Here is a 26,999-nt window from a genome sequence, read left to right as displayed (position 1 = left end):
AGAGCTACGGGCAACTAAGAAATAAGCCATCATTTGTTTTAGGCTTAATAACAATATCTGCAATGCTTATTTCTAACTTACCCTTTGATGAAAGCCCAAAAGGTTCTGTTGTTTGAGTAAAGTCCATTCCATTTTGACTAAAACAAGATAAGTCTATAGATATCGTTTGCCATTTATTCATCGAGAGTTCATTTAAATATTGGGTAATATTGTAGCTATACCCACATTTATTTATTCCTTCACAAGACATTGACACAAAAACCTCATCAGATGGTTTGCTTACAAGATTCACACTAAGTTGTAAAACCGATTTATTTGATGATGTTATATTAAGGTTTTCAGTTAATGAGCTATTATTTTTAATAAACATTCCAGAATAACTCTTCGCTGTTTTGCTTGTTAAATCGCTATCATTTAACGTTATTTTAAAGGCGTCTTCTTGCACTCTTTTATCAACGGTTCGATAACTAATACCTGATAGTTTATGTGTATTAGCATTAACGGCTAACTGTTCAGTACCTGAATACAACCATAACGACCAAGGCTTTTTAATTGAATCTTTAAATATTGCTCGAACAGTATCTCCATCTTTAACAACTGAATCAGTATGACTTACCGTTTCATTTAAAGTATCTGTTAGCACATCTTTATCGCCATAAGACAAACCAAAACCGTAAGAAAATAATGGGTTATAGTTTTCATCATGTCGATTAACTGTGGTTTGATTAGATTCATTTGGCCATGAAAACGACAACTTACCTTTAAAGTTGTGCTGAATATTATTATTGCTGTCAGCTAAAATAACATCGGCAATACCTTCACCTTCAGAGCCAGGTAACCAAGCAGCAACAAAAGCATCAGACGCATTAATTTCAGCATTTACCCACATAGGTCTACCACTAATAAATAATGAAACAACGGGTATACCTTGCTGTTTAAATTTCTTTAACAAGGTTAGCGATTTTTCGTCAACAGACTGAAAGTTAAGGTCTTTTAAATCGCCTTGCCCTTCTGCATAAGGGTTTTCACCAAATACAACAATAGCCACGTCAGGTTTTTCTTCGTAACGTCCATCAACACTTAATACAGCTTTACCACCCGCTTTAGAGGTTTGATTTGCAATACCTTCAAATATTGAAGTACCTCCAGGAAAGTCTGCATTGGTATTGCCTGTACCTTGCCAAGTAATAGACCAACCACCCGATTGCTTACCAATATTATGCGCGCCATCTCCAGTAACTAAAATATTAAGCTTTGGCGATAAAGGTAATAAATTACCTTTATTTTTCAATAACACTAAAGACTCTTGTACTGCTTGTCTTGCAACTTGACGATGCTTATCACTTCCAATGAGTTCTGTTTTTCCAGAATATAAGCGTTTAGCTGGGCTTGGCTTTTTAAATAAACCAGCTCTAAATTTAACGCGTAATATCCGTGTAACAGCATCATCAATACGCGACATAGGTATTACACCTTGGTTGACTTGTTTGATGGTGTTTTCCATTAACGGCTTCCATGCATCTGTAGGCACCATAAAAATATCAAGTCCTGCATTTACTGCTTGTGGGCAGCTTTCGTTACTACAGCCTTTAACTTGCCCATGGCCATTCCAATCACCTACAACAAAGCCGTCAAACCCCATTTTTTCTTTAAGTACTTCTGTTAGTAAATAACGATTACCGTGAATTTTTTCACCATTCCAGCTATTAAATGATGCCATTACTGATTGAGCACCCGCAGCTAATCCACTGACATAGCCTTGTGCATGAAGTTTATAAAGATCTTGCTCTGATAATGGATTATTTCCCTGATCCTTACCCGCTATAGTACCGCCATCGCCAATAAAGTGTTTAACGGTACTAATAACTCTGTCGTCACCTAAAAAGTCACTTCCCGCATGACCTTGTAAGCCTTTAACAACTGAAGCAGCATATAATTTTACAATATCTGGATCTTCAGAATAGCCTTCATAGGTTCTACCCCACCGGTCGTCTCTAACTGTAGCAACGGTTGGTGCGAAAACCCAATCAATGCCCGTTACCATAACTTCGGTAGCAGTTATCTTGGCAATTTGTTCGACTAATTCAGGATTATTTGCCGCACCTAAACCAATATTATGAGGAAATAAAGTCGCCCCAATAACATTATTATGACCATGAACGGCGTCGGTGCCCCACATGGTTGGGATCCTTGTTCCATCTAATGAGTCGTCAATTGAGGCTTGATACATTTCTTCTGCCAAGGCAATCCAGTCTTGTGGTGTAGAGTGCTTATTATTATTTGGAAATGCCCCACCACCATTTAAATACGAACCAAAACCATATTTACGCATATCAGCAGGTGTAATATCGCGAATTTCAGGTTGGATCATTTGTGCAACTTTTTGCTCTAATGTCATAGTCAACAGCATAGATTTTACTTGTTGCTCAAGAGCTACATCTGTTTTCACTTCAGAAATAATTGTTGGCCAAATTGAGGATGATTTATCTGATAACTCCGCACTAGCTTCACTGTTATTTACTTTATCTTTAGTTACTGAGTTACAGGCCTGTATACCAAATAAAACTGCTGCAGATAGAATTGCATAGGTCAATTTAATCATTACGTGCGCTCCTGATTTAAGTCTGTGGTTGGTGTAGCACCACTCATGCCGTAATAAACGATATAGCTATAGCAAATTACAGGGATAATAAATGACAATTGCACACCAACAATATCAGCAAGAACACCTTGAAGTAACGGCACAATAGCACCACCAACGATGGCTAGACATAAAACGCCAGCGCCTTGACTGGTGTGCTTACCTAAGCCGTTTAACGCCAAACTAAAAATCGTAGGAAACATAATCGAGTTACATAACCCCACTAAAAGGATCGACCACATCGCAATACTACCGCTTGTCAAAATAGCAACAGACACTAAAATAACAGCAAAAGTCCCATTAAAACTAAGCACTTTACTCGCTGATACTTTTTGCATTACAGCGGCACCAATAAAACGCCCCACCATAGCGCCTCCCCAATAATAGGTTAAGTACTTGGCCGCTTGAGATTCTTCTAAACCTGCAATATTGGCTTCACCAAAAAAGTTAATTAAAAAGCTCCCTATCGACACTTCTGCGCCAACATAAACAAAGATCCCCAGAGCTCCTAAAACTAAATGACGATACTGCCAAGCAGAGCCTGATACCACTTCATTAGGTGCCGTTTCAGCACTGCTGATATGAGGAAGTTTTAACCAAGCAAAAATAGCGGCTAGCAATAACAAAGCGGCCGTTAGTATTAAGTAAGGAACTTTTACTGAGTCTGCTGAAGGTGCAACAGCCATAGAACTGGCAGCTTCATTAAGAATAAACAAAGCCCCTAAATATGGCGCTATTGTGGTACCTAATGAATTAAATGCTTGAGTCATAGTTAAGCGTGATGACGCAGACTCTGTTGGTCCAAGTAAAGTAACATAAGGGTTAGCCGACACTTGTAATATAGTGATACCACTTGCCAAAACAAACAATGCAGATAAAAACATAGGATAGCTATGCATTGACGCAGCAGGATAAAACATCAAGCAGCCTAAAGCCGCAACTACCAATCCAGCAACAATACCTCTTTGATAACCCACTTTTTTTACAAGGTGCCCTGCCGGTAACGACACTAAAAAGTAAGCACCAAAGAAACAAAACTGCACCAGCATTGATTGGGTATACGTTAAGTCAAAAATTGCTTTTAAATGAGGAATAAGAATGTCATTTAAGCAGGTAATAAAGCCCCACATAAAAAACAACGTTGTTAATGAGATCAGAGCAAAACGATTTTGACTCGGCGAACCAATATTAGTCGTAGTATTGTTTTGATCTAAAATGACCGAATGTCCAGCCATAAGATAAGTTCCTATATTGAGATAAGTCGATGTTGGCTGCCTATATTTATGCAGATAGAAATAATTTAACCGCTAAACAACCAGTCCACCGATGAAAGAAAGTGCGCTTACATTACGTATAAGCGCAAGCTACAACAGGTGGCTTATTTTAATAAGCCACCTTAAACTTAAGTGTCGATTAATTGTCCATAGTGTATCTAAAGCCAACTGCATATCTTGGTCCGTATTGAGCGGCATCTAAGAATTGACTTTCAAAACGACTAAATGAACGTTCGGTTTCGTTGGTTAAGTTAATGCCTTCAAAGAACACTGTCATTTTGTCAGTAACTTCGTAATTAACACTTAAGTCCCACTGAAGGTACTCTTCTTCATATTGTGGAGGTGTTCCTGCAGCATCAGGTAACCCTTGACCAATCAAATACTCGTCACGCCATGCAGCTGTTACTTTCACAGACAAGCCGTCTTTCTCATAAAAAACTTGCAGGTTAGCTGAGTCACTTAAGCCCGAAAGTACAGCCTGAGAGGCAAGAATATAGTTATCATATTCCACATCTCCATCAACAAAAGTGGCATTAAAGCCAGCACCAAAACCTGAGTCACCAAATAAATGTTGTACAGCTAATTCAATTCCATTTACTTTACGTGAACCAACGTTTTCAGGTGAGCCAATAGTCCATTCAATTAATGGATCAGTTGCAGAATCAGGTAATACACGATTGTTTTCACCGATACCTACACCATTGGCTACTATTTCATTGTAGATAGCAGAGTCAGTAGCTTGCTCTCCTCGACCTTCAATAGCAGTTACAGCATTATTCCAACGTTGGCCTAAATAAATATCATGTAAACCTTCAAAAGTTGTTTTAACTTCAGTGTTATCAATCCAGTCATCAACATCTTTCCAGAACAAGCCGATGGCAGCATAACTTGCATCGTCATAGTAATATTCAAGAGTTAGATCTAAGTTCGTTGATTTAAATGGTTTTAAATTAGGATTACCACGGCTTCCACTTCTCGAGTTAAGTTTAGGAGACGATGTTAAGCTAAGGTTACCCAACATAGAGTCTAGTGTTGGCCTTGTAATAGTTTGTCCCCAAGACGCTCTTGCAACTAAATCTTCACTTAGATCGACCTTGATATCTAACATAGGAAGTAGCAGATCGTATTCACCTTCAAAATCTACTTCTATAAGCTCACCACCACCCGCAAATTCTGTGATCCACTCAGAGCCACCCGCCCAGTAAACTTGTTCAGCTACTTGGCTTTTTGCAGGGCTAACAATGTCTGTTTCTTCATAACGCACACCTAAATTTAACTGCACATCATAACCACTAACCTCAAAAGCCCATGCTGTTGAAAGATATAAACTGATAGTTTCTTCTTCCACTTTATTCACTGGGAATTCGTCAAAACTTCCTACTTCATAAACGTCACTTCCCACAACATCTTCAGTTAAGAATAAAGCTTGTCTTGTGAAAGCTTCGTCAAGGTTATAGGTATAAGCATAGGCAGGTTGAACGCCATTAGAGCCAAAAGAAAATTCATCAAGGAAATCACTTAAATCAACCCTTTCAAACATACTATCAGGGAATATTTCAGCATATGTTCCATTGTTGAATCCTGGAGCATTTGCATTATTTGAACCGCCCCATCCCGTTAATGTTTGTTTTGTATAAGCGGTACCAAACTTAAGAGTTTCTAAACCAAAGTTAGTATCTAAAAGAAGTTGTCCGTCTAACTGAACTTGTGTAACTTCAGATTCTGCTGGAGTTCTAGTAAAGATACTAAAGTTAGAACCAATCTGACTTGGGTCTATCTCTTGAGAACCATTGTTCCAATTAATATTAAAACCAGGAACATCACCTTCTTTAAATAAATATTCTTTACTTGAAAGGTCAGCAGATCCCAATATCACTCTAGCATTTGCGCCTAAACCTGCATCCTTACCATTATCAGTTGTGGTTTTTGAGTTATGTGCATCAAATGTAAAGCTTAAGTCATCAGTTGCGAACCACTCAATATTAATACCGGTTGCTTTTGAATCAACTTCATTAGTCTCACGAAACGAAGTAAAAGAGCCGTCATCTCCAGCTGATTCATAATAAATAGCAGTACCATTTTCATCTAATTCATAAGCATTAGCATTTCCACCAAACGAACCATTCCAAACACCCCAAGATAACGCATTAGTACCCGTTACTGCGTTAGATATTGTGTGATCAAGCGTAAATATTAAGTCATCGGTTGCAGCAAATTGAAAAGTGACTTGAGCATTAGTTCGCTCACGTTGTATGTCATCTCTTGAATAGCTTAGTTCTTGTGGGAAGAATGAAGCTGAAATGTATTCTCCTCCTTCTCCTGCAGTTGGGTCATAAAACTGTTTTGACACATTACCATCTGCATCTAAAGGACGGTTATCAATAATATTTTCAGGATCTACCGTCAAACTCGGATTAACAACCCAAGAACGAACATTAGCTGATTGACGTTGAAAGTCTCGACGATGATAAGAAAAGTTTGCTGAAACACCAAAACGATCGTCATCAAAAGTATTACTATAAATACCTGCAATTTCAGGCGTAATACTATCACCGGCGTCTACCGATGTATCATGGATACCTTTCGCCATAATAGAGAATTTCTGACCTGGATTTTGTAAAGGTCTTGCAGTAACAATATTTACTGTTGCGCCTAACCCACCTGTTGGTACTTCAGCGCGAGCTGTTTTCATTACTTCAAGTGAACTTACACCTTCAGAAGACAGGTTTTCAAAATTAAATGAACGAGTAAAACCTGTACCCGCCATCTGACGACCATTTAAAGTAACTAAGTTAAACTCGGGACCGAAACCACGTACTGTAATTTCACTACCTTCACCATTACTTCGACTTACCGAAACACCAGTAATACGTTGCAATGACTCAGCTAAGTTAGTATCAGGGAATTTACCCATTTCTTCGGAAGAAATAGCATCTACAACACCCGACATATCACGTTTAATATTCATTGAACGTACTAAACTGCCGCGTATACCTTTTACTTCAATAACTTCTATTTCAGCCTTCGGCTCAGTTAATGCAGCTTCTTCAGCGAATACACTATGACTTAAACCTGAAGCTAAAATTAATGAGATACATGTCGCTATATGTTTTTGTTTAAATTTAATGTTTTTCATATTGACTCTACTTTTTAAAAATTTATATGAATTGAGAAGTAAATACCGCTCGATTTTTAATTATGGCTTGGGCTAAGGGTTACTAATAAGTACGTTATCAATTCGGTACTCAGCACCCTCGCCTGTTGCCCATAGAGGGAAAAACATCACAACATCTATCTGGCTAATATCTAAACCGGCATCAAATAAAGTTTGTAAAGAAAAAGTATAGGTTTGCCATTCACCCGTTACAGGCGCAACACCTTCTTGACTTGCCGTGATAGGTAATTCAACCGCAGTCTCTGTATCACCTGACTCAATTTTGAAAATCCAAGTTGAATCAGGATCATTTGGTGCAGTAATCACTTTCATATCAAATTTAACAACGCCAGTTGCTAATAAATGAGAGACATCTAAATAAACGTCATCATCAGCTAACAACCCCATAACAGTAGGTGTTGCGCCAATAACAAATTGAGCAGTCATGCCATGTTCAGTACCATCGTTTTCAAGAGTTGGTGTTGAACCACCACAACAATCCCAAATACTCCACATGTCTTTAGCTTGCTCATCAAATAAAACAAAACCATCTGAATTACTTTCAGCTGTAGGATCGTAAATCTTTACGTTATCAACACGGTAAACTGCACCTTCACCTGCGCCCCATGCTGGGAAAATCATAAGAACATCAATAGCACTTAAATCAAAACCAGCCGTTGCTAAATCAGATAAATTAAAAGTATAAGTTTGCCATTCGCCTTCAACAGGAGCAGTAGCTTCAACACTTGTTGTTAAAGACACTTCAAAAGCAGATGCTGCATTGTCGGTTTCAACTTTAAAAATCCAATCAGTGCTTGAATCGCTTGGCATGTTAACTACTTTCATCTCAAACTGAATAACACCATTAGTAATAATACCTGTAGCATCAAACGGAGCAGGTTGAGTTGTATTAGGGTCTCTTGAAATAAAGCCCATTACTGTTGGTTCTGAACCAATAGAAAACTCTGAAACATTAGTATGAGCATCGTCATCTAATTCAACAGTAGGTGTAGAACCGCCACAACAATCCCATAATGGCCAACTAGGGTTTTCTGAATTTTCAAAAAGTACCAATTCTGGAGATGATAATTCATCTGAAGCTATGGTTAGATTAGTGACTTGATATACAGCCCCATCACCTGCTCCCCATACAGGAAAAATCATAACTACGTCAATTGCACTTAGGTCTAAACCTGCATCAGCAAGCATTTTCAAAGGAAAAGTATAAGTTTGCCATTCTCCCGTTGTTGGCGCTAAACCTTCAACACTTTGGGTTATAGGTAACTCTGCGGCAGTTGTCCCTTCTTGGCTTTCTAGTTTAACGACCCAGGTTGAATCAGTATTACTAGGCGCTGACACCACTTTCATATCAAACGAAACGGTACCGGTTTCAATTAAAGGTGAGGCATCAAACGGACTTGCTTTACCTGCTTCGTCGTTTATAAATGCATCTCGAGAAATAAAGCCCATTACTGTAGGTTCTGCACCTATAGAGAATTCCGTAACATTACCTTTTTCACCGTCTGCAACAATCGCGGGGGTTGACCCACCACAACAATCCCATGCAGGCCAGTTAGGGTTAACAGTGCCAGAAAAAATAGTTAAGTTTTCCGCAATACCCGTTGATGGAGGTGAAGGAATTGGTGCTTCGCCTTCTACTAGTGCATCTTCTAAACTATCGTAACCAGGACGAACAGTTTCACAACCTTTACCTGTATCAGGGTTTTGCTGACATTCGTATACGCGTACGTAGTCAATTTCAAATGATTGGCCATTTGCAAAAGCTTCAGCGTCTATACCTAAGTTATTTACATTTTCTGGCCAGTCGCCGCCTACTGCAAAGTTTAAAATAAGATAGAATTCTTGATCAAATGGAGCATTTTCCCAAAAAGTTGTTAGCTCGCCACTCACATTATCAAAGTTTTCAGTAAACCAACCTCTGTGAGACAAGCCAACGGCTTCGTCTTTACTGTTCGTTCTAACTTCAGATTTACGTTGAGTTGCATATAAATAGTCATCTACATACCAGCGAATTTCACCTTCTTGCCATTCAACAGCGTAAGTGTGAAAGTCATCTGCTGGGTTTAAGTCGTTAGGTAAGTTATAGGCTTTTCCTGAATTAACGTTATCAGGCCATTCTTTACCATAGTGCAATGTGCCATGAACCGTACTTTCTACGTTTCCATCTGCATCAGTTGTTTTAAGGTTGACGGTTTCAAGAATGTCGATCTCACCAGATTTTGGCCAACCACCATATACTTCATCGGTTGGTAGCATCCAAAACGCTGGCCAGCTTCCTTGTCCGCTCGGTAATTTAGCGCTTATTTCAAAACGCCCGTATTTAAAATCTGCTTTATAACGTGTAATTAAACGTGCTGATGTATAAGGTTGTTGAGCACCTTCTTCAGCAGGTAATGCAACAATATTAAGTTTTCCGTCAGTAATAAACGAATTATCAGCGCTATCGGTATAACACTGCTTTTCACTATTTCCACCGCCTTGGCAGTTAACTTCATGTGTCCATTTTTTACTGTCGATAGCTGAGCTATCAAATTCGTCTGCCCAAACCATTTTCCAACCACTGTCGGGTTGAGATACATCAACAGCGCGAGTATTTGTTTCAGTTTCTGCACCACTGCCACATCCTAATAGCGATACAGTTGAAACTAAAGCAACTAACTGCGATACCTTGTACATAGCTTTATGCGTAGCTTTTTTCATAAATGTCCCCGAGTTCACACGATTTATTTGTTCGTTTTTTGTATTCTTGTATTTTTTATAACTATTTTTATGAGAGTTTTTAGCTAACAACACTCAATACAAAACAACCAAACTTGTAGATAAACAATTTAATTTTAAATTGCTCCCTAGAATTATCTTGGTTTAAATAAATAAAACTAACAATTGAAATGCGGCATCATGGTTAAACCATGCGGCAATGCTGGTGTAGAAAAAAATTAAGAGATAAAGCGATACAAAAATAAGATGAAATGTTAAAGCTGTTTCGACTCAAGTATTTGTTGAATAACAGAGCTATAATTTCGACTTACTTTAAGGTGAACGTCATTACCTAAATCAAGAATACTTTCGCTATTTCGCATAGGTTTAATACTCTTAATATAGTTAATGTTTACGAGAGTGGACTTATGAATACGTGTAAATAATTTAGGATCTAACTGGCTTTCTAGTTTTTTCATGGTTATACGAACTATATGTGTTTCATTACTGTCATGAATGCACATATAGTCGCCCGCAGCATCTATCCAACGAATGTCTTTAACGGATACAAATACTTTTTCATGATCATTATTTTTAATCACTAGCTCTTGGTTAAATAAGGTCGGTAAAGGGCTGTCTGATCCTAACCAATTTTCTAGTTCAGATACGGCAATGCCTGAAGTTTCACCCAATGCTTTAAGTAACTTATATTTCTCTTTAGCGGCGTTTCTTTCACTATGATTTTCTGAGTTACCATTAATGTTAACAGGCTGAGCACGCTGCATTATGCGTTCAACCGTTTTTTGAAGTCGACCTAAGTTAGCTGGTTTTAATACGTAATCGATAGCGTTTAACTCAAAAGCCTCAATTGCATATTCGCCATATGCGCTAACAAAAACAATCATAGGCAAAATGTCTGACTGTAGTGCTTGAACCACTTCAATACCGTTAAGCCCAGGCAAACGTAAATCTAAAAAAAGTACGTCAGGCGTTAATGTTTGGCACAAATGGATAGCTTGGTCACCATCACTCGCTTCAGCTATAACATGTATTTCAGGGATTTTTTCTAATCGAAGGCGAAGCCCTTCTAATGCAAGGGGTTCATCATCGACAATTATTGCCGTTAAGGGTTTTACATTCATCATTAAGCCTATTGTTCACAAGGAATAGAAATTAATACAGTTGCACCGCCCTCTTCACTATTGGCGAGATTTATATCAAAGTCTCCATTAAACATAGCATCTAATCGCGCTTTCGTATTAGTTATCCCAATACCAAAACCTTCTCTCATTTTTTTATTTAATTCTCGACCGTCATCAATAACTTTAATCACTAACCTTTCATTTACTTTTTTAGCTTGAATGGTAATGGTGCCGCCTTCTTTACGTAATTCAATAGCGTACTTAATTGCATTTTCAACTAAAGGTTGTAATAACATACTCGGTACTTGGCAAGCCATAACGTTATTATCAATATTAAGTTCAACATTTAACCGTTGGCCAAATCGTACTTTTTCAATCGAAAAATATAGATCGAGTAACTCTAATTCTTTTTGTAATGTAGTTTTGCTTTTGTCGTTTTTGTCTAAAGAATACCTAAAAAACTCGCATAGTTTATCTAACATTTCATTAGCTTTGTCATTCTCATGCTTAAAAATAAGTGTTGAAATAGCATTCATAGTATTAAACATAAAATGAGGATTTAGCTGATAGCGTAGCATTTCTAACTGAGCCTCTTTGGCTGAAGTTTGTGCTCTTAGCAACATTTCATGCTCTTTTTGAAGCTTAGTGTTGTACAACATAATAAAAAAGATAGAGGTCCAAACAAACATAGTGGTTAACGAAAACAATAACCAACCACCAAACTCCAACATATTCCAAGCTTCATTCCACTGCTGTTGATATACAATTGTTTTATAAAAACTCAGCTTCATTACATTGAAAACCAAGCCCAAAGCAGCGGCTGATATAAAACTATAAAACAGGGTTTGTTTAAGAGGTAAATGAACTATTTTTCGAATGAGTAGCCACTGAAAGTACGATAATAAAAAGCCACTTAAGGTTTCTAATATTAAATTGGTAAATTGCCTAGCAAGGTTAAATTCAGGCAGATCTAATTGCGGCCTAATAATAGCTAAAAACACAACAATGCTATAACCCAGCCAACCTGCAATTTGTAAGGTCCAAAATTGATGACTTTGTTTTGAAAATGATTGTGCGCCTAATTCGAGCGTACTTGCTGTTTTATTTACTTTCATAACATCAATTAAACCATGTAATTAATAAATATGGAGGCTGCTGAACTTTAATTTTAGCCTCTAGTTCAGTAACTCTATACGTTAAATATATATCAAATAGCCTGAAAAGAAGCGTTTTTGCGACAACGCGTGCAGTTAGAAAGACAACTCATGCATGTTAAAAGCGTAAACATAGCTAAAGAAGAGTAATAACTTAATACAGAGATTAATGATTTAATTAAAAGAGAGCGTAAAGAACAAAGCAATAAACTAAGCATCTAAATTAGATGGTTATTTATTACTTTGTTGATGGAACCAATTAAACGTACGAATAATTATATTACTGTTCTTTTTGAGTTTTAAGACCCGTTAAAAACGCTGATAAAACATCATCAGAGCATTCTTTATAATGTTTATTATTCACGTTTCTAAAAAATGAACTTAATTCATATTTATCCAATGTTATTTTACCTAATCCTAAAACAGTAATTACATCGTCAGCTTTTAGATTTAAAGCAATTTTAAGTTTATTAAATACTGCATTGTTATTCAGGCTCACTTCAGCAGCACGATCAGGACCGTCGCTTGGGCCGCGTTGATCCACAATCAAACCATTTAAAAAGCCAGCAAATTCAACATCAAGTAACTCTTTATATGTAGGATCATTTTTTTCTACAAAAATTTGAGTTAATTGCTCTGCTGATATTTCACATTGGCCAAGCCCAAATACAGCGCATATTTTCTCATTGTTAAAATCAAAAATATTACACACACGTTTAAGAGTTACATTATTTATCATTAAATTGCCTAGAAGGTAAAATTGCTTTGAAAGGTTTTTCAAAATATTGCGGTATTATAACTCATCTAGAGAGTATTACGCCTACACATTTATAAAAATTAACAAAGCTAAGGTTCATTTTTAATTAAACATTTATTTATCGCTATTTTTTAAAAAGAATAAGCATACGATAAATTTAAAAAATCAACGCCAGGGTTTCGACTGTTAAGACCACCATTACTATAATGCATATAACGAATAGCTACAGACTGCTTACGTTCTTTATCAAAATCAACGGCAATCCCCAACCTATCTTCAAATTGATAGTGTGAACCAATATTTTTACCTGCAAACCGAGTATCTTGTACCAAAGACACCCCTATACCAAACTCCCAACGCACAGGATACTTATGGTAAAGATGATAAAACGTTTTACCTATAACAGGAGAAAGCGCTAATACATAATTAGTTTCATGGTGATTTAAATCACCAAACTCCCAAAAGTTTGCACTAACTTCCCAATAAATATTCAATTGATCTAAATAAGGGACATTGTTAATTTCATATACAAAAGGCCTATACGCCAAACGTAAGCCAGTAATATCGTCAGAGCCAACTAATAAATCAACCGCAACGGCACTCGAACTAGAGTAAGGGGCTGATATTGAAGAAAAAGATGCTAAAAATAGCGTTGTTAATAATAGTAAATTAATAGATATAAATTTCATCATGTTATTCAAGTTAAGTTGTTGTAAAAGTTTTACATGACTATTGAAATGCTTTCTAAATAAGTGACACATTCAATATTCATCTCACCTTCTAAAAATTAGTTAAATCAACGCCGCGGCTAAAAACAACGGCACCCTATAGCTGTATTTTGTTTACTATTATTTTCAGGACTTATTTAACAGAACAATAGTATGAATCAGCAATACAGCATAAAGACCGACCGGTCGGTACATGACGTAAATTTAACATACCGATAGGTACAAATCAAAGGGATATTTAAAATTTATAAATAAATTATTTAAAAACAGTTTCCTTTAACAAAACGCTTTTGCATCCATGAAGAGAACACAGAAACGATCGCTCAAACAAAACTTGAACGTTTATTCAAGTAGTTCTATAGTGTGCTTATACCAAGTCCTGATATTGATCGAATTTGCTCATATATTAGTTACTGTCTCCTTTACATCATAAAAATACATAACAAGGATAGGCACTGTGAACGATAAAATTAAACTGGATATTGTTTCTGACATTGTGTGCCCATGGTGCATCGTTGGATACAAACATCTTGAAGCTGCTATTAATGAATTAGGTCTCCAAGAAAGAATAGAAATTGAATGGCAACCGTTTGAATTAAATCCAAATATGCCAGAACAAGGTGAAAACTTACGTGAACATGTATTACGTAAATATGGTGCTAGCCGTGAAGACAGCAATAAAGCACGCGATAATATTAGTGCGCTTGGTGCTGAATATGGTTTTAAGTTTGACTATTTTGAAGAAATGAAAATGGTGAACACTCGTGATGCTCATTTGTTGCTAGACTTTGCCCATGAACAAGGGTTACAGCATCAGCTAAAACAACGTTTATTTGCGGCTTTCTTTACTGAACATAAAGATATTTCAAACCGTGTCGTATTACTCGCTGAAGCTCAAGCAGTAGGTCTAGATCTCGAAGCGTCCAAATTAGCTTTAGCTGACACAGCTCGCCGCCTTCGCGTATCAAATCAAGAAAAACAATGGCAGCAACAAGGTATTTCGAGCGTACCAACAGTAATATTCAATCGTAATAGCGCGATAACAGGTGCGCATCCGCAAAGTACTTATGAAGAAGTATTAAAAGAACTCGCGGGACTTTAAAGGTTAATGATCACAAAGTACCTTAATAACCAAGAACTTATAAGCCTATAGTTTTATAGAAAAAACCTACATTTATAACATTTAACAAAGCCGAGGAAAGTAACAATGGAAAACCAATACACACCACCTAATATTTGGACTCACGATACTGAAAGTGGTGGCAAATGGGCAAGTATTAATCGTCCAGTTTCAGGCTCAACTCATGAAAAAACCCTACCTGTTGGTAAGCATGCCCTACAACTTTATTCTATGGGTACGCCTAACGGCCAAAAAATAACAATTATGTTAGAAGAGTTATTAGCATTAGGTAAAAGTGCAGAATACGACGCTCACATGATAAACATTGGCGAAGGTGATCAATTTTCTTCAGGTTTTGTAGCGGTTAATCCTAATTCAAAAATTCCTGCTTTAGTTGATCACTCAAATGAAATGCCTGAACCTATATTCGAATCGGCTTCTATTTTGGTTTATCTTGCAGAAAAGTTTGATGCTTTATTACCTGAAAGAGGCATTAAGCGAACCCAAGTATTTAACTGGTTATTTTGGGTACATGGTGCTGCACCTTATTTAGGTGGTGGTTTTGGCCACTTTTATTCTTACGCACCAGAGAAGTTTGAGTACCCTATTAATCGTTTTACCATGGAAGTTAAACGCCAGTTAGACCTATTAAACAAACAGTTAGAAAAAAATGAATTTATCGCAGGTGATGAACTAAGTATTGCCGATATTGCGACTTGGCCTTGGTACGGTAACTTGGTATTAGGTAATCTTTATGATGCAAAAGAATTTCTTCAGGTTGATGATTACCCCCATGTTCAACGTTGGGCTCAAGCAATGTCAGAACGTCCGAGTGTACAACGAGGATGTATTATCAACCGAACTTGGGGCGAACCATGGGAACAACTTGAAAACCGCCATAGCGCTGAAGATATTGACAATGTGCTAGCATTAAAACTTAAAAATAATGATATTTAAAAACATCAAAATCAAGTAACTATTATCGACACAGCGCCAGTTATACCCGTTACCCGTCAATATGCATATTTCATAGCTCTTGATCGATATCAATTCAAAGCTGTGCTTTGTAATAATCGTTACTCCCTTATAAAAGTATTAAAGTGAAAGTAATTTTGTTCAAGCGCTTCTTCAATGAGTCTAAATTATCAATAAGTTAGGCAAGCTTTATGTACCTGTCAGCCATATTGACTAAAAAATACCGATAGGTACAATAGATTGGTTATTAATCTCTTTTAATTTAGGATCATTCATTGTGACGAGCGGCAGAAAAAAATCATTTGATGAAAAAACAGCTTTAAATGCTGCTATGGATGTATTTTGGCAAAAAGGCTATGTGGGTGCTTCACTCACAGACCTAACAACACGTATGGGGATTAACAAACCCAGCATGTATAGTGCTTTTGGTAATAAAGAAACTTTATTTGTTAAAGCCACACAATGTTATATTGATACTAAAATACAGCCTCATATTAAATTTTTATTTGAAGAAGGCATTACTTTAAAACAACGCTTAAAAAACCACATGATGTCTATTGTGTCGATGCAATGTGCTTCTGAACAATCGAAAGGATGCTACCTAGCATTATGCCAGTCAGAACTGATTAGTGGCGACATTCCAGAGCAAGCCAAAGAATTACTTAAAAAAGCCGATGTAATGCCGAGCCAGCTTTATACAGACTTATTTAATAATGATGTTGAAGCCATAAACTTAGGATTGAATAAAAACGCACAAGCCAATGGGGTAAGTATTTACACTATACTAAAAGGAACAGCGTCAATGGCTCGTTCAGGTATTGAACAGTCACAGCTTGAATACAGTATTGATAGTATGATTGCAGGTATAGGCATTCATTAAAACGATAACAAATTCGCTTAAACGTAAATAAAAAACAATAAGTGTGCCTACCAAATAACAGCAGGCACATTATAAATTAAGCATTCCCCCCTCTTCAATTAAGGTAACGCACAAACCTCTTCTTCTTGTTTATTGTAATAATCAGCAGACAAACCAATTAACTGAGGTACTGTTGCTGAAATGGTAATTGATGAAAAAGTACCAATCAAAATTCCCGTAAACAATGAAATAGCAAAGCCAGATAACGACTCACCTGCAAATATCCATATCGCTAGAATAGTTGCCAGTGTTGTACCTGAAGTGATCAAAGTTCTTACAATAGTCGATTTAATTGCTAAGTTAACAATATTTTCAATACTGGCGCCTGAATTACGTTTCATAATTTCACGTATCTTATCGCCGACAATAATCGAGTCATTGAGTGAATAACCAATAATCGCCAGTAAACTAGCCACAATAGTTAAATCAAACTTAATACCAAGCCAAGCGAATAGCCCCAGAACCACAATAACGTCATGACACAAAGCTATAACAGAGCCCGCAGCTAAACGCCATTCAAATCTAAACGACAAGTAAAACAATATAACGATTACAGCCGTTATCAAAGCGAGTCCTCCTTGATCAATCAGCTCATCTCCTACTTGGCTACCAATATAGATAGAGTCTTGCGGTGTAATGTTTAAGCCATTTTGTTGAGAAAAGTCAGTTAACCACGTTTTACCTTTCAAGCTAATATCGTTATCGGCTTGCTGTACGCTCCAATGTGTACCATTTTCGGCTGAAGCTAAGCCAAATGTATCGGGTAGATAGTCAGTTAATAAGGTTTCCATGTCTGCTTTATTCACAGGCTCTTGAGTGGTAAATTCTGTTAAATAACCACCGGTAAAGTCTAAACCTAAATTCAAACCTTTACTCAATACACCTGCTAGCGAAAAAATAACTAAAGCGGCCGCAAAATATAAGCTGACAACACGAAATTTACTTAAGGTTTCTGTTTGATTTAAAATAAAGTTGTTCATAGTTTTACTCCAAGTAACTGAGACTTGTTTTCACGAATAGAAAAGTTAGTTAATGCTTTTGATACGAATACGCCAGTAAACATGCTGGTTAAAATACCTAAACATAAAATAATGGCGAAACCTTTTACCGCTCCATAGCCAATGGCATATAAAATAATACCTGTGATCATTGTGGTAATGTTTGCATCTAAAATCGTTGAAAAAGCATTGTTATAGCCATATTCAATCGCTGAAAGTACTTTACGACCGCGTTTCAATTCCTCTTTAATCCTTTCAAAAATAAGTACGTTAGTATCAACCGCCATACCAACCGTTAACACCAAGCCTGCAATACCGGGAAGCGTTAATACCGTGCCAGGTAATAAAGACATTAATCCAAGTAAACTCACTAAGTTTAGCGCTAAAGCTACGTTAGCGATCAAACCTAAACTGCGATACCAAACAAACATAAACACTAAAGTAATACCTATGCCTATGCTTAACGCTTTAATACCGTTGTCTATATTGTCTGCACCTAAAGTTGCTTCAATACTACGTTGCTCAACAATCGTTACAGGCGCTGTCAAAGAACCTGCACGCAGCAATAACGCTAACTCTTGCGCTTCTTGTGGGCTCGACATATTGGTAATACTGAATTGCGCTCCTAAGTGTTGCTGAATCGTTGCAACGTTAATTACTTTGCTCTTCTTCACCATCACATCGTTAACATCACGATAAAACTCAGAAAAAACAGTCACCATAGGCTTGCCAATATTCTTCTTAGAAAAGTTAGACATTTGCTTACCGCCAACATCATCTAAGGTTAAATTAACTAGCGGCATACCCATTTCACCCACACCTGAACGTGCATTTTTAATGTGGCTACCAGAAAACACCACTTGGCTATTCATGCGAAGTCGTTGACCATTTTTATCTGTCATTTGAATAATACCAGCGGCTTTTGAATTTTCAGCCAGTTGGTAAAAGTCTAACGAAGCCGTTGCACCAATAATTCTTTTCGCTTCTTCAGGATCGTGAACACCCGGTAATTCAATGCGAATTCTGTTTTTACCCTGCTTTTGAGTTACCGCTTCGGTAATACCTAGCTCCTCAATTCTGCCACGCATGGTTTTAAGGGTTTGGGTCATAGTTTCTTGACGAAACAGTACTTGTTCTTTCTCTGAATAGGTTAAAACAACTTGGTTATCATCAAGTTTCTTTTGGCTCAGTTCAGGGTACATTTTCTTAATTTCAGACAACAATGTGCCTTCACTTAACTGCTTTGCAGAAGAAAAGTTAATCACGATTGAGTGATTATCTGGCTGAGCAACTTTACTTAAACGAATGCGGCTATCTATCGCTAACGTTTTAACGTCTAAAGCGATACCCGTTAACTTATCAAGTAATGCGCGTTCAGTATCTACATCGAGTACAAACAATACGCCGCCACTTAAATCTAAACCCAGTTTAATGGGTTGTCCGTGTAACATTTTTAACCAAGTCGGCGCTGTATTTTCTGTAACACTTTCAATAGAAAAACTATCACTAAGCTCAGTATTTAAAAGCTTTTCAATGGCTTTTTGATCCGCTTCGTTCGATAGGCTGATAGACGTTGTTGATGCCGAGGTTCTTATCTCATCAATGGCTAGATTGTGCTCGGCTAACAAGGTCTTAATTTCTTGCGCAGATATCTGTTCAGCTTGACTGTTATTGTTGACTAAATTAACCGTTAGCTTGTCAGAATATAAGTTAGGCAACGCGCTAACTATCATAAATAACAATACGAAGATAATGACAATGTTCTGCCATTTTGTATGTTTTACGTGCTTTTTATTACGTGAATTCATCATAAAATCTCTAACACCCATTCCATAAATTCATAATAAATAAACGAAACAGATATAAATCAAATAGCACCGTACTTTGCTCAAACAATTCAATTAAAACCCAGCTAAAAAACTAGACTTATAGATCGCAAGTACGGTAAATAACTGATGATAAACATCAGCATGGAAAATTAACTTTTTTGATTTTGCCGTTCAGAAAATACAGATATGTACTTTCATAAACGCATTTTATGAATTAGCTGTGGTAAGTCGTTCGAGAAGAATACAAAGAGTTGCCGTCTTTCCAACCAGAAAGTCGCGATGAATTGCTGCTATGGCTTAATTGTTCAAACCATGGCGTTATTACAGGAGGATTCGCTAAATGCTTGAATACACCCGCGTTAAGCTTAATTTTGAAAAATTCAACAATAAGCACATATTCAGGACTGTTTTGAACCTCAACAGAAAATAACGAAGCGTTAAGCCTACTAGAACTTGGCAAATTATATAAAACTTGAGGTGCTTCTGTATCTATACTTGAATCTTCTTCTAAGTCTAGATCAAAAACTGTTTGCGGTACTACCTGAGAAATATTCTCATGAGATAAATAAGCATTATGATTAATTTTAGAGATCGGCAAAGCACCAGCTGTTTTAGCCAGAACGAATAAAAACAATAAAATTGTTAATTTACGCCACATGAAAATAATCCCACCGCTTAGAAAACTTATTATATGGCTCTTTTTTTGAGTTTCAACGAGCTTATTCATTTAAATTAATATGTTTTATTTAAACAGCTAAATACGACTTAAAAATGAATATTGCGCTATTAACATTTGTACATTAAAACATCACACAGGTTCGACCACTTACATTTTCAGATTAAAGCGCTGCTTTTATTTTTAATTTGGTTTTTTATCCTGAAATCTCTGTAAATACCAACATTAATCATTATTGATGTCATCTATCATATCTTTTTTAACTCGTATCCATTTGAATAATAGATGAATCAACTGGGTATAAAATTATTGTGAGGTATAAATGAAAATTTTAGTCTTAGGCTCTGGTGTTATAGGAGTAACCAGTGCTTGGTATTTAGCTAAGTCTGGCCATGAAGTTATTGTGGTGGATAGACAATCAACCGTAGCTAACGAAACAAGTTTTGCAAATGCAGGTCAAATTTCTCCAGGCTATTCAGCTCCGTGGGCAGCACCGGGTATTCCAGCAAAAGCAATGAAGTGGCTTATGCAGGAGCTTGCTCCATTAAAGATTAACGTAAAAGATTTTGATCTAGAAACCATCGCGTGGATGACCAAAATGGTCGCTAATTGTAATGGCAAAGATTATCACATAAACAAATCAAGAATGATGCGGGTAGCGGAATACAGCCGTAACTGTTTAAGAGAACTTCGTAACGAAATTTCTATTAATTACGACCATAGAACGCAAGGCACATTGCAATTATTTCGTACGCAAAGCCAAGTAAAAAGCTCGCAAAAAGACATTCAAGTATTAAACGAAAGTGGCGTTGATCATCAAGTATTAACACCCGACGAATGCTTAATGTACGAACCAGCTCTAAAACATACTATTCATAAAGTTGTTGGCGGTATTCGTTTACCCAACGACGAAACAGGAAACTGTCATATGTTTGTAACCCAATTAGCTCAAGAATGCGAAAAGTTAGGAGTGAAGTTTGTTATGAATACCGACATTCAAAAGCTCAATAAACAAGGCGATATATTAACCAGTGTATCAACAAGTAAAGGCGAATTTATTGCTGACGCTTATTTAATGGCTTTAGGTTCATACTCTACACATATGCTGGCTGATATCGGAATAAAAATCCCTGTTTACCCGATTAAAGGCTACTCACTTACAGTACCCATTGATGATTTTTCAGCAGCTCCTGAATCAACCATTATGGATGAAACATATAAAGTTGCGATCACTCGATTAGGTGATCAAATACGAGTGGGCGGCACAGCAGAAATCACGTCTTATAACTTAGCATTATCAGAGAAACGTCGTAAAAATATCGAATTTTCGATTGCTGATTTATTCCCTCATGCAGCTGATTTAAGTAAAGCTGAATTTTGGACAGGATTAAGACCTATGACACCAGACGGCACGCCTATTTTAGGTAAAACGGGTATCGACAATTTATTCCTAAATACAGGTCATGGCACTTTGGGCTGGACTATGGCAGTTGGATCGGCGAAGTTTATTAGCGATGTTATTAGTAATAAACCACCTGACATTGATGAATCGGGCTTATCAATAGCACGTTACAGACATTAGGAGGATATATGGCTAGGACAGCAACTGCAGTTATTAAATTAAATGCAATTAAACAAAATTATTTATACGCAAAATCACTCGCTAAACCCGCTAAAGCTATTGCAACCGTTAAAGCAAATGCCTACGGACACGGAGCTATTGAAGTCGCTACTGCATTAGCCGATGTTGCTGACGCCTTTGGTGTTGCATGCATTGAAGAAGCAAAAGAGTTACGTGATGCGGGTATTAAACAACCTATTTTATTGTTAGAAGGTTTTTTTACCGCCGACGAATTAACCTACATTAGCGAAAACAATTTATGGTGCGTAATACATACGCAATATCAACTTGATGCCCTTAAAAAGGCTCAACTTACTAAGCCAATAAATGTTTGGTTAAAAATGGATTCAGGTATGCATCGTTTAGGTTTTTTACCTGATGAGTACGCGCATGCTTGGCAGCAATTAGATCAAATGAATCAAGTTGAGCAAATTGTACACATGAGTCATTTTTCATCGGCAGATGATGTAAACTCTTCGGCAACTCAGCATCAAACAGCGCTATTTTTAAATACAATTAACCATTTACCTGGAGTCATTAGTTTAGCTAATTCATCAGCTATTTTAACAAACGCAGTTAACCCAGCTAATAAGGTTCGTGATATTAAAAACAGCTGGATACGACCAGGAATTATGATGTATGGCGCTTCACCTGTAGAAGATAATGACATAGCTAATACACTAAAACCCGCTATGTTATTTAATGCCAAAGTTATTGCTCAACGCACCGTTAATATAAACGATGGCGTTGGCTATAACGCATTATGGAAAGCTAAAAGCACGACACAAATAGGCACAGTTTCTATTGGATATGCAGATGGTTATCCTAGGCATGCAGCCAACGGCACTCCTGTTTATATTAATGGAAAAAAGAGCCGTATATTAGGTCGAGTATCTATGGACATGTTGATGGTTGATTTATCTATGTTCGAAGGTCAAAACTGTGTAGGTTTTGATGTTGAGCTATGGGGAAATAATATTTTAGCGAACCAAGTTGCTAAGTATTCAGAAACCATTGCTTACGCTTTATTTTGTGGTTTAACACGCCGCGTTAATAAGCAATACATAAGCTAAACATAGGTTAGCTAAACGGTATTAGATACATAATATTTAACCTCGTCATTGTTCGAGGTTAAATATTTTTATGAGCTCATCGCTTAAGTTAAAAATATAAAGTTCTTATAAAAACTCTGTTTTTGACTGTCTTGCATTGATCACATGGTTAATATCAAGCGTCTGCGTTTCTTTAGATGCTTTTACTTCAATCCCCTCATGATTTAATAACCATAGCTTACGTTCAATTCCGCCAGCATAGCCCGTTAACGAACCATTAGAACCCACCACTCGATGACACGGTACAATGATGCTAATAGGGTTTCGACCATTTGCCCCGCCAACAGCTTGGGAACCTTTAGGTTTATTTACCATTTTAGCAATATCGAGATACGACACCGTTTCACCAAAAGGTATTGTAGATAAACACTGCCATACACTTTTTTGAAATTCGGTTCCTTTAGGATCTAACGGTATATCAAATTGTCTTAGTTCACCTTTAAAATATTGCTCAAGTTGCTGTTTACATAAGGTGGTAAAGTGATTAGGCGATATACCCCCCTTTTCTTCACCACAAAAAATAACATGAGCAAGGCCGTTTTCTGTCGCTTTACATTCAATTAATCCTAAAGGCGAATTAAAATAATCGATATATGTTTTAGTCGACGTATCGGTATAAACTTGAGTGTTCATTACAACTGACTCCATAATTGAAAGGTTAAATAACTACGCCATGGCGATACTTGCTCAGGTGAGAAGTCGGCTTTAAATTGTGTTTTAAGTTGTTCCATTGCTTTTTTCACGCCTAAGTCTCCTGCTAAAAATATATCAGGATCACTTAAGCCTCTAAGCTGTGCGTATTCTACAGTCCAAGGACCTATGCCTTTTAATTTAAGCCACTGACTGGGGTCGTTAGGTGTATCGCTAGTTATAAAATGCTGAGCTAAGTTTCGTAGGGTTTGTTTACGTGAACCGGGCATTTTAAAAAAATCTAACTCGTTATTAGCAATAGCTTCAGGCGTTGGAAATAAATAACGAGTGACTTTATTGTTATCTAGTTTATTTCCTAAATTAACAACTAGGGTTTCAACTAAATTTTTTGCAGCATTAACTGATATTTGTTGCCCAAGTATGGCTCTAATGCCAGCTTCAAACATATCCCAAATACCAGGTAATCTAATACCTGTGTTGAGCTGAAACTCAGCAACAAAACTTTGTTGAAGATCGTGCTCTACTGCTTGCATATCTACATCTAAATCTAGAACACGTTTAATGTTATTAACAATACCTTTTAAGTGTTTTACATCGTCTAGCTCTATAGTTACGTCAAATCTATTTTTGCCATTAACATGTGTTGCAGTAAAACTTCCTTCGGTATCTAACCACGTAAAATTTCGACCATAACTATTTTTTTCGCACCACTCAAGTCCTTTAATTGCTCTGGCTTTAAGTAGATTTTGCATATATGGCCAATTAAATGGAGGTCTGTAATACAACTTAAGTTGTAGTGTATTTTGCTTGTTGCCTCCCGATTTACGTAATGACGATGGCGTTAATTTAAGTTGCGATTGAAAGCAGTCGTTAAATCGTCTAATGCTTGAAAAACCACTTGCCAACGCCACTTGCGTAATAGGTAATTGCGTTTGATGTAGTAGCTGCTTGGCAAATAAACACTGTTGATAAAGGGCGTATGCCTTGGGCGACATACCTAAATGCTTATCAAATAATTGTCGTAAATAACGATCGCTAATGCCTAATCGTTCTGCGAGTTTAGGTAATGAGCTTTGTTGCAAAGCACCGTTATCAATTAAACAAATTGCTCTGTCGAGTGTTGCGTTTACGCCTTTCCATGCAGGTGAATTTGGAGCACTGTCTGGCCTACAACGTAAACAAGGACGAAAACCTGCATTGGCGCATTCAACCGCGCTTGAAAAATACAAAACGTTTTCTTCTTTAGGTGGATAAACAGGACAAATAGTTCGGCAATATATTTTAGTGGTTTTAACTGCAGTAAAAAACTTACCGTCGAAACGCGGGTCGCGAGATAATCGAGCTTTTTGGCAAATTTTAACGTTTAACATAACGACCTAAGATAAGTGTTTTTGATAACGACATCATAACGAATTTTTTAATAAAAACTGGCCATTATCGGAACTGAATGTTTATAAAACAAAAAAACGAGCCGAAGCCCGTTGTTTAAATTGACGAATATAAAAACCAATACATACTTACGTTTATTTTTTATCGCGCTTATACAAAGCCTCTATCGTACTCGTTTCAATCGTATTCGCATTAATCATATAACCTGCTAATGCACCAGAGGCATCTTCAGGTAGTTCAAGCTTTTCTACCGAAAGTGCATGTACGGTAAATTGATAGCGATGAACACCATGACCTTCTGGTGGACAAGCGCCTCCAAAGCCACGGCTACCAAAATCACTTTTAATTTGCATACTACCTTTTGGCGCTTTATTCGTTTTAGTATTACCTGCGTCAGTTGCTAATTCAGTAACAGTTACGGGTATATTAACTATTTGCCAATGCCACCAGCCGCTACCTGTTGGTGCGTCAGGATCATATACTGTAATAGCAAAACTCTTAGTATCTTTAGGTGCATTACTCCATTTTAACTGAGGAGATAAATTACTCCCTGTACAGCCAAAACCATTAAACACCTGTGTTTTATTCATTAATACACCTGCTGTAATATCTTTACTCGTTAAAGTAAAAGAACCCGCAAAAATAGATGCTGACACTAACAGCGGAAAAATTGAAAAAACTTTAAGAGATATATTCATACTTATTCCTTATTTAAATGAGTTAACTCACACTAAAAATTACACTAAAAAATATTAAATCACATAGAGCCCTTTAATTTCATCTGCAATTATTTTTACCGCTTGCTCTACTACGCTTTCATCTTGCGCATAAGATAAACGTATACATTCATATTTATGTTGCCAGCTATCGTCAATTCCAATAAAAAAATCTTCTCCGGGAATAATTAACACACCTTTAGCTTTTAAGCGTTGATATAGCTCTTTGGAAGTAATAGGCAAACCTTCTAACCACAACCATAAAAATATAGCGCCTTCAGGTTTATGTATTTTAAAAGGAATTCCCGCTAAGTTTTGTTTTAATAACTCAACGGTTTTTTCTGCTTTTTCTTGGTAAAACGGTGTGATTTTATCGGTTAATGTTTGAATATCATTTTTACTAAATAAATCTTTACTGAGTGCGGGGCCTAAATTACCGCAAGCAAGGTTGGTGATAATATTGGCATTGGTAAAGTCTTTAATAAATTGCTCATTGGCAATGACTATTCCGGTTCTAATTCCAGGTAAGCCCAGTTTCGATAAACTTAATACTACAATCGTATTTTCGTTCCAGTGAGGTTTAGCATCAGTAAATAAAATATTAGGAAAAGGTAAACCATAAGCACCGTCAATAATTAATGGAATATTGGCTTGTTTGGCTATTTTGTCTAAGTGAACAATTTCTTCATCGGTGATCACATTACCTGTTGGATTAGTGGGTCTAGACACAGATAAAGCAGCGATACTGTTATCTATATTTAACGTAGAAAAATCGACATGATATTTAAAGGTTTCATTGTCAATAATTTCAATACTCGGCTTGGTTGAAGAAAAAAACTCATCAGATAAGCCAGCGTCAGCATAACCTACGTATTCAGGTGCCAGTGGAAAATGTATGGTTTTTTTATCGCCATTTTCCATCGTACCCGCCAACATATTATAAATAATAAAAAAAGCGGATTGACTCCCGTTTGACACCGCAATATTTTTATCACTAATGTTCCAATTAAACGTTTTAGCTAAGTAGTTTGCTAATTGCTCACGAAAGCCTTTTTCTCCTTGAGGTGATTGATAAATACCTAATAAGTTATGACGAGCAATAGGATCTTGAGCAATACTTGTTAATTGTTTTTCAAAATACGCTTCTACCTCTGGCACTCTACCGGGGTTACCGCCTCCCATAAATAACATATTTGGATTTTCATTTAATGCGCTACCAAGGTCGTCCATTAATTCCACAATGCCTGACTTGCCTGAGAATTTTTGACCAAAGTTAGAATAATTCATATTAGCTCTCATTTTTATAATGTATTTTAACGATTTAATGTATCTGATTGTTGACTTCACCTTTTCAACAGAAAGATGATTTTTTCTAATTTATCGCTCCAAAATAGTGCACCACAAAAAACAAAAAGACCATAGCAA

The 26,999-nt window shown here is 36.8% G+C and carries 20 protein-coding genes; 5 read left to right on the top strand and 15 right to left on the bottom strand.

The genetic code is table 11. From position 1 onward, the window contains the following. Nucleotides 1-4 precede the first annotated feature (4 nt). The 8 genes from ACM9HF_RS20565 to ACM9HF_RS20530 all read right to left on the bottom strand — a co-directional run bounded on the left by ACM9HF_RS20565 (nucleotide 5) and on the right by ACM9HF_RS20530 (nucleotide 13,529). Nucleotides 5-2,602: a glycoside hydrolase family 3 protein gene (locus ACM9HF_RS20565; RefSeq protein WP_473613405.1), complete on the bottom strand. Its 2,598-nt coding sequence runs from the start codon at nucleotides 2,600-2,602 to the stop codon at nucleotides 5-7. After that, nucleotides 2,602-3,876 carry a sugar MFS transporter gene (locus ACM9HF_RS20560; RefSeq protein WP_473613404.1) on the bottom strand — a complete coding sequence of 425 codons (1,275 nt, stop codon included), beginning with the start codon at nucleotides 3,874-3,876 and terminating at the stop codon, nucleotides 2,602-2,604. The genes ACM9HF_RS20565 and ACM9HF_RS20560 overlap by 1 nt, the downstream gene beginning before the upstream one ends. A 178-nt stretch (nucleotides 3,877-4,054) precedes the next feature. After that, nucleotides 4,055-7,051 (bottom strand): TonB-dependent receptor, encoded by a 2,997-nt coding sequence (locus tag ACM9HF_RS20555; protein WP_473613403.1) that lies wholly within the window; start codon nucleotides 7,049-7,051, stop codon nucleotides 4,055-4,057. 72 nt (nucleotides 7,052-7,123) lie between these two features. Then, nucleotides 7,124-9,790: a family 16 glycosylhydrolase gene (locus tag ACM9HF_RS20550; protein ID WP_473613402.1), complete on the bottom strand. Its 2,667-nt coding sequence runs from the start codon at nucleotides 9,788-9,790 to the stop codon at nucleotides 7,124-7,126. 272 nt (nucleotides 9,791-10,062) lie between these two features. After that, nucleotides 10,063-10,932, bottom strand: a complete 870-nt coding sequence (locus tag ACM9HF_RS20545; protein WP_473613401.1) for a LytR/AlgR family response regulator transcription factor — start codon at nucleotides 10,930-10,932, stop codon at nucleotides 10,063-10,065. A 5-nt stretch (nucleotides 10,933-10,937) separates the two neighbouring features. Continuing rightward, nucleotides 10,938-12,044 carry a sensor histidine kinase gene (locus tag ACM9HF_RS20540; protein WP_473613400.1) on the bottom strand — a complete coding sequence of 369 codons (1,107 nt, stop codon included), beginning with the start codon at nucleotides 12,042-12,044 and terminating at the stop codon, nucleotides 10,938-10,940. Nucleotides 12,045-12,363: 319 nt separating this feature from the next. After that, a complete protein-coding gene (locus tag ACM9HF_RS20535) occupies nucleotides 12,364-12,822 on the bottom strand; it encodes a YehS family protein (protein ID WP_473613399.1) in 459 nt (152 codons plus the stop codon). A 149-nt stretch (nucleotides 12,823-12,971) separates the two neighbouring features. Further along, nucleotides 12,972-13,529 (bottom strand): acyloxyacyl hydrolase, encoded by a 558-nt coding sequence (locus tag ACM9HF_RS20530; RefSeq protein ID WP_473618343.1) that lies wholly within the window; start codon nucleotides 13,527-13,529, stop codon nucleotides 12,972-12,974. A gap of 496 nt (nucleotides 13,530-14,025) precedes the next feature. On the opposite strand from ACM9HF_RS20530, the gene ACM9HF_RS20525 reads away from it, so the two are divergent. From ACM9HF_RS20525 to ACM9HF_RS20515, 3 genes are all read left to right on the top strand, one after another. Further along, nucleotides 14,026-14,670 (top strand): DsbA family oxidoreductase, encoded by a 645-nt coding sequence (locus ACM9HF_RS20525; protein WP_473613398.1) that lies wholly within the window; start codon nucleotides 14,026-14,028, stop codon nucleotides 14,668-14,670. A gap of 105 nt (nucleotides 14,671-14,775) precedes the next feature. Then, nucleotides 14,776-15,645 (top strand): glutathione-dependent disulfide-bond oxidoreductase, encoded by an 870-nt coding sequence (gene yghU / locus ACM9HF_RS20520; RefSeq protein WP_473613397.1) that lies wholly within the window; start codon nucleotides 14,776-14,778, stop codon nucleotides 15,643-15,645. A 295-nt stretch (nucleotides 15,646-15,940) separates the two neighbouring features. Beyond that, on the top strand, nucleotides 15,941-16,543 hold the full coding sequence (locus ACM9HF_RS20515) for a TetR/AcrR family transcriptional regulator (protein WP_473613396.1): 603 nt from the start codon (nucleotides 15,941-15,943) through the stop codon (nucleotides 16,541-16,543). 98 nt (nucleotides 16,544-16,641) lie between these two features. On the opposite strand, the gene secF is transcribed toward ACM9HF_RS20515, so the two are convergent. The 3 genes from secF to ACM9HF_RS20500 form a co-directional block, all read right to left on the bottom strand. Then, nucleotides 16,642-17,562: a protein translocase subunit SecF gene (secF, locus tag ACM9HF_RS20510; RefSeq protein WP_473613395.1), complete on the bottom strand. Its 921-nt coding sequence runs from the start codon at nucleotides 17,560-17,562 to the stop codon at nucleotides 16,642-16,644. Beyond that, nucleotides 17,559-19,391: a protein translocase subunit SecD gene (gene secD / locus ACM9HF_RS20505; protein WP_473613394.1), complete on the bottom strand. Its 1,833-nt coding sequence runs from the start codon at nucleotides 19,389-19,391 to the stop codon at nucleotides 17,559-17,561. Before secD ends, secF begins: the two co-directional genes overlap by 4 nt. 232 nt (nucleotides 19,392-19,623) lie before the next feature. Then, the gene (locus ACM9HF_RS20500) at nucleotides 19,624-20,067 is read right to left on the bottom strand and encodes a hypothetical protein (RefSeq protein WP_473613393.1); all 444 of its coding nucleotides are present in this window, start codon (nucleotides 20,065-20,067) and stop codon (nucleotides 19,624-19,626) included. 340 nt (nucleotides 20,068-20,407) lie between these two features. Between ACM9HF_RS20500 and ACM9HF_RS20495 the strand changes: the two genes are divergently transcribed. Both ACM9HF_RS20495 and alr read left to right on the top strand, forming a co-directional pair. Next, nucleotides 20,408-21,667 (top strand): D-amino acid dehydrogenase, encoded by a 1,260-nt coding sequence (locus tag ACM9HF_RS20495; protein WP_473613392.1) that lies wholly within the window; start codon nucleotides 20,408-20,410, stop codon nucleotides 21,665-21,667. A gap of 8 nt (nucleotides 21,668-21,675) precedes the next feature. Next, a complete protein-coding gene (gene alr, locus ACM9HF_RS20490) occupies nucleotides 21,676-22,779 on the top strand; it encodes an alanine racemase (RefSeq protein WP_473613391.1) in 1,104 nt (367 codons plus the stop codon). A gap of 105 nt (nucleotides 22,780-22,884) precedes the next feature. Here the strand turns inward: alr and ACM9HF_RS20485 are convergent, their stop codons facing one another. The 4 genes from ACM9HF_RS20485 to ACM9HF_RS20470 all read right to left on the bottom strand — a co-directional run bounded on the left by ACM9HF_RS20485 (nucleotide 22,885) and on the right by ACM9HF_RS20470 (nucleotide 26,861). After that, nucleotides 22,885-23,451 (bottom strand): methylated-DNA--[protein]-cysteine S-methyltransferase, encoded by a 567-nt coding sequence (locus ACM9HF_RS20485; protein ID WP_473613390.1) that lies wholly within the window; start codon nucleotides 23,449-23,451, stop codon nucleotides 22,885-22,887. Continuing rightward, the gene (locus ACM9HF_RS20480; protein WP_473613389.1) at nucleotides 23,451-24,839 is read right to left on the bottom strand and encodes a DNA-3-methyladenine glycosylase 2 family protein; all 1,389 of its coding nucleotides are present in this window, start codon (nucleotides 24,837-24,839) and stop codon (nucleotides 23,451-23,453) included. The genes ACM9HF_RS20485 and ACM9HF_RS20480 overlap by 1 nt, the downstream gene beginning before the upstream one ends. 153 nt (nucleotides 24,840-24,992) lie before the next feature. After that, nucleotides 24,993-25,556 carry a YbhB/YbcL family Raf kinase inhibitor-like protein gene (locus ACM9HF_RS20475; RefSeq protein WP_473613388.1) on the bottom strand — a complete coding sequence of 188 codons (564 nt, stop codon included), beginning with the start codon at nucleotides 25,554-25,556 and terminating at the stop codon, nucleotides 24,993-24,995. Nucleotides 25,557-25,610: 54 nt separating this feature from the next. Next, nucleotides 25,611-26,861, bottom strand: a complete 1,251-nt coding sequence (locus ACM9HF_RS20470; RefSeq protein ID WP_473613387.1) for a valine--pyruvate transaminase — start codon at nucleotides 26,859-26,861, stop codon at nucleotides 25,611-25,613. Between the last annotated feature and the right edge of the window lie 138 nt (nucleotides 26,862-26,999).

The sequence above is a fragment of the Colwellia sp. RE-S-Sl-9 genome, assembly GCF_048296855.1.
Taxonomy (GTDB): domain Bacteria; phylum Pseudomonadota; class Gammaproteobacteria; order Enterobacterales; family Alteromonadaceae; genus Pseudocolwellia.
The sequence above is the reverse complement of the archived record's forward strand: the minus strand, read 5'-3'. Positions and strand labels throughout refer to the sequence as shown.

Bases quoted from the DNA above. Each gene is read 5' to 3' on its own strand.
- ACM9HF_RS20560 (WP_473613404.1), bottom strand. From the start codon at position 3,876: ATGGCTGGACATTCGGTCATTTTAGATCAAAACAATACTACGACTAAT.
- ACM9HF_RS20470 (WP_473613387.1), bottom strand. From the start codon at position 26,861: ATGAATTATTCTAACTTTGGTCAAAAATTCTCAGGCAAGTCAGGCATT.
- ACM9HF_RS20530 (WP_473618343.1), bottom strand. From the start codon at position 13,529: ATGAAATTTATATCTATTAATTTACTATTATTAACAACGCTATTTTTA.
- ACM9HF_RS20485 (WP_473613390.1), bottom strand. From the start codon at position 23,451: ATGAACACTCAAGTTTATACCGATACGTCGACTAAAACATATATCGAT.
- ACM9HF_RS20535 (WP_473613399.1), bottom strand. From the start codon at position 12,822: ATGATAAATAATGTAACTCTTAAACGTGTGTGTAATATTTTTGATTTT.
- ACM9HF_RS20540 (WP_473613400.1), bottom strand. From the start codon at position 12,044: ATGAAAGTAAATAAAACAGCAAGTACGCTCGAATTAGGCGCACAATCA.
- ACM9HF_RS20500 (WP_473613393.1), bottom strand. From the start codon at position 20,067: ATGTGGCGTAAATTAACAATTTTATTGTTTTTATTCGTTCTGGCTAAA.
- ACM9HF_RS20550 (WP_473613402.1), bottom strand. From the start codon at position 9,790: ATGAAAAAAGCTACGCATAAAGCTATGTACAAGGTATCGCAGTTAGTT.
- ACM9HF_RS20565 (WP_473613405.1), bottom strand. From the start codon at position 2,602: ATGATTAAATTGACCTATGCAATTCTATCTGCAGCAGTTTTATTTGGT.
- secF (WP_473613395.1), bottom strand. From the start codon at position 17,562: ATGAACAACTTTATTTTAAATCAAACAGAAACCTTAAGTAAATTTCGT.
- ACM9HF_RS20480 (WP_473613389.1), bottom strand. From the start codon at position 24,839: ATGTTAAACGTTAAAATTTGCCAAAAAGCTCGATTATCTCGCGACCCG.
- secD (WP_473613394.1), bottom strand. From the start codon at position 19,391: ATGATGAATTCACGTAATAAAAAGCACGTAAAACATACAAAATGGCAG.
- alr (WP_473613391.1), top strand. From the start codon at position 21,676: ATGGCTAGGACAGCAACTGCAGTTATTAAATTAAATGCAATTAAACAA.
- ACM9HF_RS20475 (WP_473613388.1), bottom strand. From the start codon at position 25,556: ATGAATATATCTCTTAAAGTTTTTTCAATTTTTCCGCTGTTAGTGTCA.
- ACM9HF_RS20555 (WP_473613403.1), bottom strand. From the start codon at position 7,051: ATGAAAAACATTAAATTTAAACAAAAACATATAGCGACATGTATCTCA.
- yghU (WP_473613397.1), top strand. From the start codon at position 14,776: ATGGAAAACCAATACACACCACCTAATATTTGGACTCACGATACTGAA.
- ACM9HF_RS20545 (WP_473613401.1), bottom strand. From the start codon at position 10,932: ATGATGAATGTAAAACCCTTAACGGCAATAATTGTCGATGATGAACCC.
- ACM9HF_RS20495 (WP_473613392.1), top strand. From the start codon at position 20,408: ATGAAAATTTTAGTCTTAGGCTCTGGTGTTATAGGAGTAACCAGTGCT.